Origin of the sequence: Neorhizobium sp. P12A (assembly GCF_008365395.1) — a bacterium.
GTDB lineage: Bacteria > Pseudomonadota > Alphaproteobacteria > Rhizobiales > Rhizobiaceae > Rhizobium.
Map to the genome: position 1 here is coordinate 1 of NZ_QOVX01000025.1, position 11,826 is coordinate 11,826.

At 60.3% G+C, this 11,826-nt stretch carries 11 protein-coding genes and 1 pseudogene; 5 read left to right on the forward strand and 7 right to left on the reverse strand.

Annotated elements, in window-relative coordinates; all coding sequences use genetic code 11:
• Positions 1-351: 351 nt before the first annotated feature.
• The 5 genes from DTW90_RS32700 to DTW90_RS32720 form a co-directional block, all read right to left on the reverse strand.
• Positions 352-984 (reverse strand): class I SAM-dependent methyltransferase, encoded by a 633-nt coding sequence (locus DTW90_RS32700; RefSeq protein ID WP_149343873.1) that lies wholly within the window; start codon positions 982-984, stop codon positions 352-354.
• A 103-nt stretch (positions 985-1,087) separates the two neighbouring features.
• Positions 1,088-1,501, reverse strand: a complete 414-nt coding sequence (locus tag DTW90_RS32705) for a nuclear transport factor 2 family protein (protein ID WP_149343874.1) — start codon at positions 1,499-1,501, stop codon at positions 1,088-1,090.
• A gap of 34 nt (positions 1,502-1,535) precedes the next feature.
• Positions 1,536-2,135, reverse strand: a complete 600-nt coding sequence (locus tag DTW90_RS32710; protein WP_149343876.1) for an NADPH-dependent F420 reductase — start codon at positions 2,133-2,135, stop codon at positions 1,536-1,538.
• Positions 2,136-2,165: 30 nt separating this feature from the next.
• A complete protein-coding gene (locus DTW90_RS32715) occupies positions 2,166-2,918 on the reverse strand; it encodes a glucose 1-dehydrogenase (RefSeq protein WP_149344007.1) in 753 nt (250 codons plus the stop codon).
• Between the two features lie 45 nt (positions 2,919-2,963).
• Complete coding sequence (locus tag DTW90_RS32720; RefSeq protein ID WP_149343878.1) at positions 2,964-3,698, reverse strand: SDR family oxidoreductase; 735 nt, start codon at positions 3,696-3,698, stop codon at positions 2,964-2,966.
• Positions 3,699-3,924: 226 nt separating this feature from the next.
• Between DTW90_RS32720 and DTW90_RS32725 the strand changes: the two genes are divergently transcribed.
• Positions 3,925-4,821: a LysR family transcriptional regulator gene (locus tag DTW90_RS32725; protein ID WP_149343880.1), complete on the forward strand. Its 897-nt coding sequence runs from the start codon at positions 3,925-3,927 to the stop codon at positions 4,819-4,821.
• 271 nt (positions 4,822-5,092) lie between these two features.
• Here the strand turns inward: DTW90_RS32725 and DTW90_RS32730 are convergent.
• Together DTW90_RS32730 and DTW90_RS32735 are read right to left on the reverse strand one after the other, a co-directional pair.
• Positions 5,093-5,743 (reverse strand): annotated as a pseudogene (locus tag DTW90_RS32730) (MFS transporter); the annotation flags it as partial.
• Between the two features lie 119 nt (positions 5,744-5,862).
• Positions 5,863-6,867: a LacI family DNA-binding transcriptional regulator gene (locus tag DTW90_RS32735; protein WP_149343881.1), complete on the reverse strand. Its 1,005-nt coding sequence runs from the start codon at positions 6,865-6,867 to the stop codon at positions 5,863-5,865.
• 225 nt (positions 6,868-7,092) lie between these two features.
• On the opposite strand from DTW90_RS32735, the gene DTW90_RS32740 reads away from it, so the two are divergent.
• The 4 genes from DTW90_RS32740 to DTW90_RS32755 all read left to right on the forward strand — a co-directional run bounded on the left by DTW90_RS32740 (position 7,093) and on the right by DTW90_RS32755 (position 11,819).
• Complete coding sequence (locus tag DTW90_RS32740; protein WP_149343883.1) at positions 7,093-8,232, forward strand: sugar ABC transporter substrate-binding protein; 1,140 nt, start codon at positions 7,093-7,095, stop codon at positions 8,230-8,232.
• 76 nt (positions 8,233-8,308) lie between these two features.
• The gene (locus tag DTW90_RS32745) at positions 8,309-9,847 is read left to right on the forward strand and encodes a sugar ABC transporter ATP-binding protein (RefSeq protein ID WP_149343885.1); all 1,539 of its coding nucleotides are present in this window, start codon (positions 8,309-8,311) and stop codon (positions 9,845-9,847) included.
• Complete coding sequence (locus DTW90_RS32750) at positions 9,844-10,839, forward strand: ABC transporter permease (protein ID WP_149343887.1); 996 nt, start codon at positions 9,844-9,846, stop codon at positions 10,837-10,839. The genes DTW90_RS32745 and DTW90_RS32750 overlap by 4 nt, the downstream gene beginning before the upstream one ends.
• Complete coding sequence (locus DTW90_RS32755) at positions 10,836-11,819, forward strand: ABC transporter permease (RefSeq protein ID WP_149343889.1); 984 nt, start codon at positions 10,836-10,838, stop codon at positions 11,817-11,819. The genes DTW90_RS32750 and DTW90_RS32755 overlap by 4 nt, the downstream gene beginning before the upstream one ends.
• The last annotated feature ends 7 nt before the right edge of the window (positions 11,820-11,826 follow it).

Consider the following 11,826-nt stretch of genomic DNA (forward strand, 5'->3'; position numbering starts at 1 on the left):
GCTAAACACGACGCTCTGCACTTTAATACCCGGACCGGGCGACCATTTCGATTTCGTTCGCATGCCAGCCCATAGCCGGGTCATCGCTAACGGTCTGTTAACCACACAAAGTGAGGAAGACCCCGATTAAATGCAAAAGAACAGCATCTACCGCGGGCTATTTCCAGGGCGTGCGAAAACCTGACTGAACGATCGAAGACACTCGACACTGGCTTTCGAAGCAGAACCCTTGGATGCCGACCCTTGTTGCGATCATAGCGAGCCCCGAAAGCTGACGATTGCTGCAGACTGGCGTAGTTGAGCAATCCTGGCATCCTAGAGAGGTCGGCTTGAGGTTAGCGCCGGCCTCTGTCAGGGCTTTACGAACCGATAAGCAAAGCGATCGGTTTCCCCCTTGATAGAGGGATCGAAGACCTTGATCGCGTGTGAATCGTTCCCGTTCGCAAGCAGCTTGCTTTCCGCATCCAGTATGAAGCCGACAGCCTCCACCTCCGCGCGCACGTAGAGAGGGTCGATGCGATGTAATGACTGGGCATCGTCTGTGCCGGTCCCGGCGGCGGCGGCATGATCGACGATGACGTAGAAACCACCGGGCTTCAGCCGTTCGAAGACAGCTCGATTGAAGTCGGCCGCCGTCGCGCCTCTGGCCTGCATCAGCGCGGTGTGGAGATCGTGGTAGAACAGGTGCAGCCACAGGACATCCGCTGGCTGCGTGACCTCCGGCATTGCCACGAGGTCCGCTGAGACGGCTTTGACGTTTCCCCGGCCGGGCTCTTTCGCGAGCGTCCGCATGAGGCCGACCGGATCGTTCTTGAAGTGCGCAACTTCGGCCGGCACGAAGCTGGTGACTCGACCTTCGGGTCCCACGATGTCGGAGAACCGGCGCGTCCATTTGCCGTCGCCTGGATAAACATCGATGACGGTGTCACCCGCATCTACGCGTGCGAACCGGATCAACTCGGATAGTTTGGATTGGTCGTACATAGGTATCTCCTTCGGAAAAGTCTTCGATGGGCACAGCGAGCGAGGGGCGACTGATTGGGTGATCCACCGGCCACCCTGAGCCGATTGCGAAACGTGGCCAACGCTAAGCTGGGCCGGACGTGTCCACCTGCGCGGCCCGGGCCAGCGCTTGCGTGTCGACATATTCCCGGATGCTGGTCAGTTTGTCGCCCTGGACCGTGATGGCGAAGATCCAGTCGTCCTCGAACGGCTTGTTCGTGGCTTTGACCTTCCCGTTGGCGAAGCCGACGACGAGAACCCGGTCTCCTTGTGCGACAAACTCCTGGGGTTCCGTAGAGGTTTCCATCGACCTGGATGCCGTCTCCAGCATATCAGCCAGCCCCGCCTGTCCGCGGTAGGTGCCGGCCAGCGGCCAGTCAGTGCCTGGAATAATCCACTCGATATCTTCCGCGACCAGCGCCAGCAGAGCCTCCCTGTCGCCGCGACCGATCGCGGCAAAGAAGTTCTTCACGGTCTGGATGTTCTTCTCGATACTCATGGGAATATCTCCGTTTTCTCGGCTGTGGTGCCCATCAGCCGAACTTCACCAGGTGCTGGAAGACAAGTTGACCCCAGCTGCTTCCGAACGACTGGACAAGCAACCCGCCTTCCGAAAGCCCGCCAAGTTTAATCGGGGCGAAACCGATATTTTCCGCCAGCGCCGAAATTTGATCTACGGCGCCGTCATCGTCGCTCGCCAAAAAAACCACCCTCGTGCCGCCATGTTCGACCGGGTCTTGCTCAAGGATCGCGGCAGGCAAATGGTTAAAGCCCTTGACCAGTCTTGCGCCTGTGTAGATTTGCGCGATGGCCTTGGAAGACGGTTGTCCCGCCAAGTCCTTAGGGTTCACGCCGCGTGCATTGGTCACATCGACGATGATCTTACCCTGCCAACTCGGGAGTGCCTTTGCGACGTCCCGGTGCGATTGGAAGCGAACAGCCAGAAAGATGATGTCTGCTTCGACCGCTTCCGCGAGCGTTCCGGGGAGAATTTTGGGTCCGATCGCGGCCGCATCAGCAGCAAAGCTCTCCGGATCGCGCGTGGTTGCAACGGTCACTTCGATGCTGTTGCGTGCGAAAGCCTTGGCTAGGGCTCGGCCGATATTGCCGAAGCCGATAATTGCATAGCTCATAGTGCTCTCCAATCCTACGTGAATGCAGGGTCAGACCTGCGCCCAACCACCGTCGACGGCGAGATCTATGCCGGTGATGTAGGAGCTTTGATCGGAGGCGAGGAACGTGAGGGCCGCCGCGATTTCCTCTGGCTTGCCCCTGCGACCCATCGGGATCTGTGAAGTAAACTGGGCAACGGCCGCTTCGGCCTGCTCGGCGGTGAGGCCAGTTGTTGTCGCCAAAGCGGGAGTTTCGATTGCGCCTGGGCTCATCGTATTGACGCGGATTCTTCGGTCCAGCAACTCCATGGTCCAGGAGCGCGCGAAGCTGCGAACAGCTGCCTTGCTTGCTGCATAGGCGCTAAACGCCGGCAACCCCTTCACGTTCGCAACCGACGAGTTCAGAATGATCGAACCGCCACTCTTAAAAAGAGGAAGGGCCTTCTGCACCGTGAAGAACATACCTTTCACGTTTACATCGAAGGTCTGATCAAAATGGTCCTCCGTGGCTGCAGCAAGCGGCGCGACTGTCCCTGCGCCCGCGTTCGCGAAGAGAATGTCGATGTGACCATGTTTCTCCTTCACGACGTCATAGAGCCGGTCCAGATCTTCCAGGCGCGAGACGTCGCCGACGACTGTTGTCACATTCTTCCCGATAAGGGCCGCGGCCTCTTGTATGGCTTTCTCGCGACGCCCAATGATCACGACCTGTGCACCTTCTTCCACGAAACGCTTGGCTGTGGCCAAGCCGATCCCGCTGCTTCCGCCCGTGATGACTGCGATCTTACCTTCGAGTGCTTTCATAATCTCTTGTCCTTCGTTGTGGTTAGGCACGGAGCCGTGCCGGGGTCAGAGTTGGGCCAGGCCGCCGTCGACGGCGACTTCGCTGGCGGTCATGAAGCTGCTGTCGTCCGACGCGAGGAATGCGGCCGCGGCCGCGATCTCCGCCGGATCGGCCATGCGCTGGAGCGGCGTCATTTCGCCGTAGGCCTTCTGGCCCTCCTCTCCGAGCGCTTCCTTGGCGAGTTCGGTCGCCGTCGCGCCGGGCGACAGCACGTTGACCCGGATGCCGGTACCCTTCAGATCCTCGGCCCAGGTCCGCGCGAGATTGCGCACGGCTGCCTTGCTGGCGCTATAGGCGGTGAATGCGGGGGCGCCGGTGGTCCCAGCGCTCGATCCCGTCAGGATGATCGAACCGCCCGGGCCCATCAGTGGTAGCGCCTTCTGAACCGTGAAGATCGTGCCCTTCACGTTGGTGTCAAAGGTCTCGTCGATGTGCTTGGCGGTGATCTGGCCCAGAGGCAGCGGGCTTCCGGCCCCGGCATTTGCGAAGACGATGTCGAGGCTTCCGCGCTCGACTTTCACCGCCGCGTAGAGCCGATCCAGATCGGCCTCATCCGAGACCGAGCCCTTCACCGCTCGGGCGTTGGGTCCAAGCTCGGCCACAGCCACATCGAGTGCTTGCTGTCGACGGCCGTAGATGAAGACGAAGGCACCCTCCTCGATGAAGCGCTTAGCAGCGGCAAGGCCGATGCCGGTGGCGCCGCCCGTGATTACGGCGGTCTTTCCATTCAATCGGGTCATATCATGTGTTCCTTGTGTCGCGCCTCGGATATCGCTTTGTGGAGATATCCTCCGACAGCCCTCGATATGGGTGCCCTGGCGATCGGCGAGGAGTGCGCATTGGCGCGCATCCGTGGTGCGAAAACGATCCACTTACGTCACAGAACGCAGCGGATGTCATGCGCGATCCGGCCCAGTATGGTAGACCGGCCTTCAGAGGCCGGCTTACGCGGCGTGGGAATGGACCATGATCGACTGGGACGACGTTCGCTATTTTCTTGCCGCTGCGCGTGGCGGCTCCGTGCGGGCTGCCGCAAAAAGCCTGGGAGTGAACCATGCGACGGTGCTGCGACGGATTGCCCAGCTCGAGGAGCGCCTCGGGGCGCAGATGTTCGAAAGGCTGCCTTCAGGCTACCGTCTGACCGCCGCCGGCGAGGAGGTTCTCGAGTTTGCGAACCAGATGGAAGCCTCGTCGCACCAACTGGAGACGCGCGTCTTCGGGCGCGATCAGAGCGTACGCGGGCTTCTGCGGGTTACGCTGCCCCCGTTTCTCGGGACACACCTGCTCATGCCGGATATCGCGGAATTTGCGCGCCTCCATCCAGATATCGAGATGGAACTCGTATCGACCGGCGAGGTTGTTAATCTGACCAATCGGGAGGCGGATGTGGCGATCCGAATGGTCGCCGATCGCAAAACCCTCCCTCTCAATCTTCATGCCCTCAAAGGTCCGAATCTACTCGCAGGTATCTATATGTCGCGCGAAAGACTGGCTGCGTGGCGTGCGGGTGCGTCAGATCCGATCCGGCCAATCGTCCTCAGCAATCAAGCTCTTCCGGCCTGGGCCGCCGAAGGGGAGGTTCGCGCTACAGGCATCCCGTTCCGGACGCCTGACGCTGACGCGCAGATCGCTGCGGCAAGGCAAGGGATCGGCATGACCAGACTGCCCTGCTTCGTCGGAGATGCCGATGACCTGCTGGCGAGAGTTCCGGGCATCGATGTGAAATCACCTGCGACGATATGGCTTCTCACACATGGGGAGACACGCAAGACGAAGCGCGTGCGGCTGTTCACGGAATTCGTATCTCACCGCCTCGCCACGTACGCTCCGCTCCTCGCCGGGCGGTCGATTTCGCACGGCTGACGTCGCATGCCGCACGACACAAATGAGCAAGGGAAATTGCTGGTGAAGATCGGCTTTCGCAATGGAACAGGCTGCGGAGTGGCTGCACTACTTGAAATCGAAACGCATAGAGGGCGGTCCGCTCCTGACCCCATTCCGGTCATTCCCGAGAGCAAGTAGCGGCTCGAATTAGGAAATTTGATCCAAGTACAGCGGCTGAACGACAGGGTCTCGGGTTCATGTCCCTTCAAGGCGACCAAGACACATGATTGCTCACATGGCTTCCGAAAACTCAAATTCCGGCGGAGGCCTTGTCGCCGCTTCCGGCAGCTGTTCCGCGTGCTACCTGATCGGTTCTGTTCTCGATCCCGGCCTTGCATTCGACCTCATGCGTCTTCAACGCTTTTGTTAAACACAGAGCCGTAATGATGATCGGAAGGCAGACGAGATATGAGACTCTGATACCAGCATGTTCGGCGACAAAGCCAAGCAACGGCGGTGCCATGAAGAACACGACGAAGGACATTTGCGCCAGCGCTGCGACATTCAGATGGGCCGGGCGATCGGTCCTCTGCGCCGTTGCAGAAACAGCGAGAGGATAAACCGCGCTGCAGCCGCCGCCCATCAGCGCAAAACCGACCAGCGCGACATAGGGGTGCGGCGCAAGCCAAACGGCGCAGAGACCTGCCACCGAGAGTACAAGCAGAAAGGTTGCAACGGTGCGCGCACCAGACCGGTCGACGAGCGGATCGACGAACAGTCGTGCCACCGCCATGAAGAAGGTAAATAATGTTAGCCCAAGGCCGCCGATGAAGGGCTCAACCGCAAAGACGTCGCGCATGTAGATGGCTGACCAGTCGATGCCCGCGCCTTCTACTAAAAAAGCTGCAATGCCGATCACGCAGAGAGGCAGAAGCCCCAGAGTCGGTAGTGCCATGATCGGAGTTTCTGTATGCTCGAGGCCGGCGCGGGCCGCTGCGTTCTTCTTGCCGTAGATGAATATCGTGCAAATGAGCCAATTTGTCGGGCAGTCAGTTGGTCACGCGATATCCCGCTGTTGTCTTAACCGCCCGTGCTCTCTCGCACCTTCACTTCGAAACCGAGATCGATCCGCTCCCCCCCAGGACGGGTGCTGGCTTGGATTGCGGAAAGCACCTTTTCGGCGGCGAGCCTGCCTGTCTCGTACCGGCGCGACGCGATCGACGACAGCGAAGGAGAGGCACAGGCGGCAAACTCCAGGTCGTGAAAGCCGATCACCGAGATATCGTTTGGTATGCCGATGCCGCGCTTGCGGCACTCCTGCAGAGCGCCGAGAGCGAGATTGTCATCGGTGCAGAAGATTGCCTCGGGCATTCGCCCACGTTCCAACATGTTCGCGCAAAGTGCGGACCCGAGTGCGATGGAACTGTGGCTTGGCTGCTGGGTCACCAATTCGAAGTCCTTGAAGTCCGATTCACACATCGCCAGATGATAGCCGTCGAGGCGAGATTGGGAGCGATGATCGAGATTGCCGCTCAGGAAGGCGATCCGCCGGAAACCGCGCTGGATCAGATGCTGCGTTGCCGCGCGCCCGGCGCTCTCCTGCGACATGCCGATGTTGATGTCGATGGGATCCTGCGAAAGCTCCAAGGTCTCGACGATGGGGAGATTGGCGTGCGCAAGCAATTGGCGGGCATGGGCGGTATGATGGATGCCGGCGATGATAATCGCCTCCACCCGCTGGCCGAGCAGCGCCTTGATGGCATTTTCCTCCTCCACCTCGGAATAGCGGCTGTTGACGACAACGACCTGAAAACCACCGTCGACCAGCACCTCGTGCAGCGCCAGCAGATATTCGGCGAAGATAACGTTGTAGAGCGTGGGAACAATCACGCCGATGGCATGGGTGCGGGCGGAGGCGAGCCTACTTGCGGCGATGTTCGGCACGTAGCCGAGTTCCCTGACCGCGGCATTGACACGCAAGCGGAGCGGCTCGGAAACGGCATCCGGCTTTCGCAAAACGCGGGACACGGTGATCGGGCTAACACCGGCAAAACTTGCAACATCGTCCAATGTTACACGGCGCATGGAATAATTTTCCCCGAAATTCTATATTGCTGCAGTAGCGAATAGAATAAGTATAGTTATGCCACAGTTGACAGCGCTAGCAAATAGAAATTGACAGCGCTGTCAACTATGCTACCTTTTTCTCGTTCCGGATATGGATGGGAATGGAGCCTTCCGGACCAAGAAGCATGCCAATCAATTCATATTGGAAGGGCGGCTTTGGTCCGCCCGAGGAGGAGGACATCCATGCTTAAGAGATTGAAGGCGAAGCCCATTGGGCTTGCGTCCCTTTCAGTGCCCATGCTCGCTCTGTTCTGCACCGCCGCCTATGCGGCGCCGAAGGTGGTTTCGGGCCCCGCGGCCGACCCCAAGTGCATGACGCCCTGGGCATCCGACACGCAGTTCCTGCAGTTCCCGAAAAAGGAAGGACCGTACCGTATCGCGCTCGCCAACGGCTATATCGCCAACACCTGGCGTATTCAGATGGTGCAGACCGCGAAGGCCTATGCCGCACAGCCCGATGTCAAGGCGAAGCTGAAGGAATTCAAGGTCGTCTCGACGGGTGAGGACGTTCCGGCCCAGATCTCCGCTATCAACAACTTCATCGACGCGGGCTACGACGCCGTCATCGTCGATGCGCAGAACCCGACGGCCTTCGGCCCGGTCATCAAGCGTGCCAAGGAAGCGGGTGTCGTGCTTGTCGCCTTCGACAACACGCTCGACACCAAGGATGCCATCAACGTCAACGTCGACCAGAAGGGCCTCGGCGTTATCTGGGGCGACTGGCTGGTCAAGCATATGCCGAACGGCGGCAAGGTGCTTGAAGTGCGCGGCGTGGCCGGCACTTCGGTCGATACCGACCGTCACGACGGCATCAAGGAAACACTGGCGGCTTCAGGCAAAAAGTTCAACGTGACCGAAGTTGTCGGCAAATGGGATGACGGCGTCGCCCAGAAGGCGACGGCGGATGCTATCGCGACCAACGGACCCTTCGACGGGTTCACTGCCCAGGGCGGCGACACCGGTGTCGTGCAGGCGATGATGGATGCCAAGCATCCCTTCGTGCCCTTCGGCGGCGAGACGGAGAACGGTTTCCGCAAGCTTTGCGCCGCGCATGCCGGCGACGGACTGAAGTGCACGTCTGCCGGTACCGGCCCGGCGCAGGTCGCCGTTGCCATCCAGACCGCGATTGCTGCGCTCGAAGGCCAGGTGATCCCGCAGGCGATCAAGCTGCCGACGGCGCTCGTTTCCGATCCGGACTTCAAGGAAGGCCAGGACTACTATCCGAAAGAATCCGACAATTTCTTCGTCGGCAACGCCTTCCCCACCTGCGGCATCAACTTCACGGCGCAGGAGATCATGGGGCAGACGAAGGCAGACCAGTAGGCTCCATCTCTCAGGACTGCTGCGGGCGTTTTCGCCCGCAGCCTTGCGTTGGTTGTGACCGCAGGAGAATGAACGCTTGAGCCTATCTGAACCGCTTTTCCGGATGGACGGCATATCGAAGCGATACGGCGGCGTCATCGCGCTGAAGGATGCCAGCATCTCGATCCGTCCGGGCGCCATCCATGCCGTGCTCGGAGAGAACGGCGCCGGCAAATCGACGCTCATCAAGATCATGGCCGGCGTCGTTTCACCGGATGAGGGACGCATGTTGCTCGATTGCCGGGAGGTTTCGTTCTCCACGCCGGCGGCGGCGATGGCGTCAGGCATCGTCTGCGTCTTCCAGGAACTGTCGCTCATCCCTGATCTCTCGGTTGCTGACAATATCGTCATCAGCAATCCGCCGCTGCGCTTCGGCATGATCGACAGGCGCAGGCAGCGCGCGATCGCCCAGGAAGCGCTGGCGCGGGCCGGGGCATCGGACATCCACTCGTCGTCCCTCGTGAAGGACTTGCCGCTGTCGCGCCGGCAAATGGTCGAAATCGCCAAGGCACTCGCCCGCAAGCCGCGCCTGCTCATCCTCGACGAAGCGACCTCGGCATTGACGCAATCCGATGTCGAGAAGGTGTTCGGCGTCCTGAAGCGACTGCGCGCCGAAGGTATGGCGCTGATTTATATTTCGCATCGCATGCATGAGATCACCGCACTCGCCGACGACTGCACGGTCTTTCGCAACGGCCGCAGCATCGATTCCTATCCGGCTGGAGCCAAGACCGACCAGCAGGTGGTCGAACTGATGATCGGCCGCGAATATAGCAATGTCTTCCCGCCGAAGCCCGCCGGCGCTGTCGATCGTGCGCCAGTGCTCTCCTGCAAGAACCTGTCGTGGGGAGACCGCCTTTCAAATATCAGTTTCGATGTCCGCCCCGGCGAGGTCATCGGCGTCGGCGGGCTGGACGGGCAGGGGCAGCGCGAATTGCTGCTGGCGCTCTTCGGCGTGCTGCGCGACCTCAAGGGTACGATCGACGTCGCCGGTCAGCCGGCAATGTTCAGGAGCCCGAAACAGGCAAAATCGGGCGAGACCTCTGTCGCGCTGATCCCGGAGGATCGCAAGACCGAGGGGCTGATGCTGCCGATGACGGTGCGCGAAAATCTCTCGATTGCCGCGCTTGGCAGCGTCTCGAGGGGCGGCGTCATCGACCGGGCTGCAGAACAGGCGATGATCGATGAACTGCTGAAGCTGCTCGCCATCAAGGCCGCGACGATCGACATGCCGGTCGGCGCGCTATCGGGCGGCAACCAGCAGAAGGTCGTCATCGCCAAATGGCTGATGAACAAGCCGAAGATCATCCTGCTCAACGATCCGACGCGTGGCATCGACGTCGGAACGAAACAGGAGATCTACGCCCTGTTGCGCAAACTTGCCGATGCCGGTGCAGCGATCATCTTCTATTCCACGGACTATGACGAGCTGATCGGCTGCTGCGACCGTGTACTCGTCATGTATGACGGAAGCATCGTCCGCACGTTGGAGGGTATCGAGATCAACGAGCGCGAACTGATCGGCAGCGCGCTCAATGTCAATTCCCATGCCGTCGAACGGAGGATCGGACAATGAGCAAGACGTCTCCCGGCGACTGGCGGTTCTGGTATGCGCAGCACAAGGGCACGTTGCTCGCGGCCGCGCTATTCGTGGTCATGTTCATCGTCTATGTCAGCAACCATCCGGCCGGCTTCACGCCGAATGTCGTGCAGACGGCAGCCAACAAAGCAACGCTTCTCGCCTTCGTGGCCATGGCCCAATGTTTCGTCGTGATCACCTCGGGCATCGATCTCTCCGCCGGCATGATCCTGATCCTCTGCAATTGCCTGGCGTCCTGGCTCGTTGTCGGCTCGCCGCTGCAGACAGGGATTGGCGTGATCGCTGTTCTCCTGACCGGTCTTACCTGCGGCTTGCTGAATGGGCTCATCATCATCTTCGGGCGTCTACAGCCGATCGTAACGACGATCGCTACGAGTGCCGTCTTCTTCGGTCTTGCGCTTTTGCTGCGCCCGTCACCCGGTGGTTCCGTCAACGAGGATCTGGCGGATGCCTTCACCTCGAAGCTCTTCGGTGTAATCCCGGCAAGCCTCGTCGTTCTCGCGCTGACGATCCTGATCATCTGGGTGCCGTTCAGCCGTTCGGTGCTCGGCCGCGCGGCCTATGCCGCCGGGTCGTCCGAAACCGCGGCTTATATGTCCGGCATGCCAATCAAGCGGGCAAAGCTTGCCGCCTACGCGCTGGGTGGGCTCCTCTCATCAATCGGCGGCCTATATCTCACCTTCTTCTCCTATACGGGGGAGGCGGCCTTTGCGAGCGGCAATGCCTACACGCTCTATTCGATCGCTGCCGTCGTGCTCGGCGGCGTATCGCTTGCTGGCGGCAGGGGTAGTGCTATCGGCGCCGTATTCGGCGCGCTTGCCTTCCGCACGATCGGCGATCTCCTCTTCGTCTTCGATCTCGATCCGCTCTGGCAGCCGCTGTTCCAGGGCATCGTACTGCTGGTGGCGATCAGCATCGGATCCATCGGATTGGCGCGAGTGCGCAACCGGCTGGAGTGGTTTCAATGAGTGAGGATGCATCCGCGATGCGGCAATCTATGATCCCAGCCAAGCTTCGCAGCATCGATCCTGCCGTGGCGATCGCCTTTGGCTGCATCATTTTGCTTCTGCTCGGCGGCTCACTCTACTCCCGCAATTTCCTGTCTCCCGACTATCTGCTACAGCAGTTGAAGGTCGCCTCGTTCCTCGGCGTCATCGCGACCGGTATGATGATGGTGATCCTGCTCGGGCAGATCGATCTCTCCGTGCCCTGGGTGGTGACGGCTGGTGCAATGATGGCCTGTGCAGCGACGGCCTATGGAACTGCCGGCTCTGCCTTTGCTATTCCTTTCGGCATCCTGTGCGGCGGCATGATCGGCGCCTTCAATGGTGCGGCCGTCGCTTATCTGCGCATTCCCTCGATGATCATCACGTTGGCTACAAATGCCGTCGTGCAGGGTCTGATGGTCGTCTATACCGGCGGTTTTTCGCCGCAGGATTCCGCTTCGCCGGCCATGCGCTTCATAGCGACGGGCTATATCATCCCCTCCGTTCCGAATGGCGTGATTGTCTGGCTCGTTATCGGTATTCTCGCGATCTTTCTGCTGACGCAGACGACGTTTGGTCGCTCGCTCTATGCCATCGGCAATCGTGAACGCGCCGCCTATCTTTCCGGCATCGATACGCGCCGCATCACGCTGCTTGCCTTCGTCATGTCGGGCGCCTTGAGCGCACTCGGCGGCGTATTGCTCGCGGGCTACGCATCCAAGGCCTCTCAGTCGATGGGGGATGCCTATCTGCTGCCCTCGATCGCGGCTGTCGTCCTCGGTGGTACCCATGTGCTGGGCGGCAAGGGTTCCTATCTCGGAACCATCGCCGGCGTCATCCTGATCACGCTGCTTCAGTCGATCCTGTCGGTCATGCAGATCGAGGAGGCCGGGCGGCAGCTGATCTACGGCGCGGTGATCATTTGTATGCTGCTGCTCTACGGCCTGCAGAAGCTGGCATGATCCCACC

Excerpts from the sequence above, each read along its gene's own strand:
- DTW90_RS32710 (WP_149343876.1), bottom strand. The coding sequence starts at position 2,135 with ATGAGCTATGCAATTATCGGCTTCGGCAATATCGGCCGAGCCCTAGCC.
- DTW90_RS32740 (WP_149343883.1), top strand. The coding sequence starts at position 7,093 with ATGCTTAAGAGATTGAAGGCGAAGCCCATTGGGCTTGCGTCCCTTTCA.
- DTW90_RS32755 (WP_149343889.1), top strand. The coding sequence starts at position 10,836 with ATGAGTGAGGATGCATCCGCGATGCGGCAATCTATGATCCCAGCCAAG.
- DTW90_RS32700 (WP_149343873.1), bottom strand. The coding sequence starts at position 984 with ATGTACGACCAATCCAAACTATCCGAGTTGATCCGGTTCGCACGCGTA.
- DTW90_RS32735 (WP_149343881.1), bottom strand. The coding sequence starts at position 6,867 with ATGCGCCGTGTAACATTGGACGATGTTGCAAGTTTTGCCGGTGTTAGC.
- DTW90_RS32725 (WP_149343880.1), top strand. The coding sequence starts at position 3,925 with ATGATCGACTGGGACGACGTTCGCTATTTTCTTGCCGCTGCGCGTGGC.
- DTW90_RS32705 (WP_149343874.1), bottom strand. The coding sequence starts at position 1,501 with ATGAGTATCGAGAAGAACATCCAGACCGTGAAGAACTTCTTTGCCGCG.
- DTW90_RS32715 (WP_149344007.1), bottom strand. The coding sequence starts at position 2,918 with ATGAAAGCACTCGAAGGTAAGATCGCAGTCATCACGGGCGGAAGCAGC.
- DTW90_RS32720 (WP_149343878.1), bottom strand. The coding sequence starts at position 3,698 with ATGACCCGATTGAATGGAAAGACCGCCGTAATCACGGGCGGCGCCACC.
- DTW90_RS32750 (WP_149343887.1), top strand. The coding sequence starts at position 9,844 with ATGAGCAAGACGTCTCCCGGCGACTGGCGGTTCTGGTATGCGCAGCAC.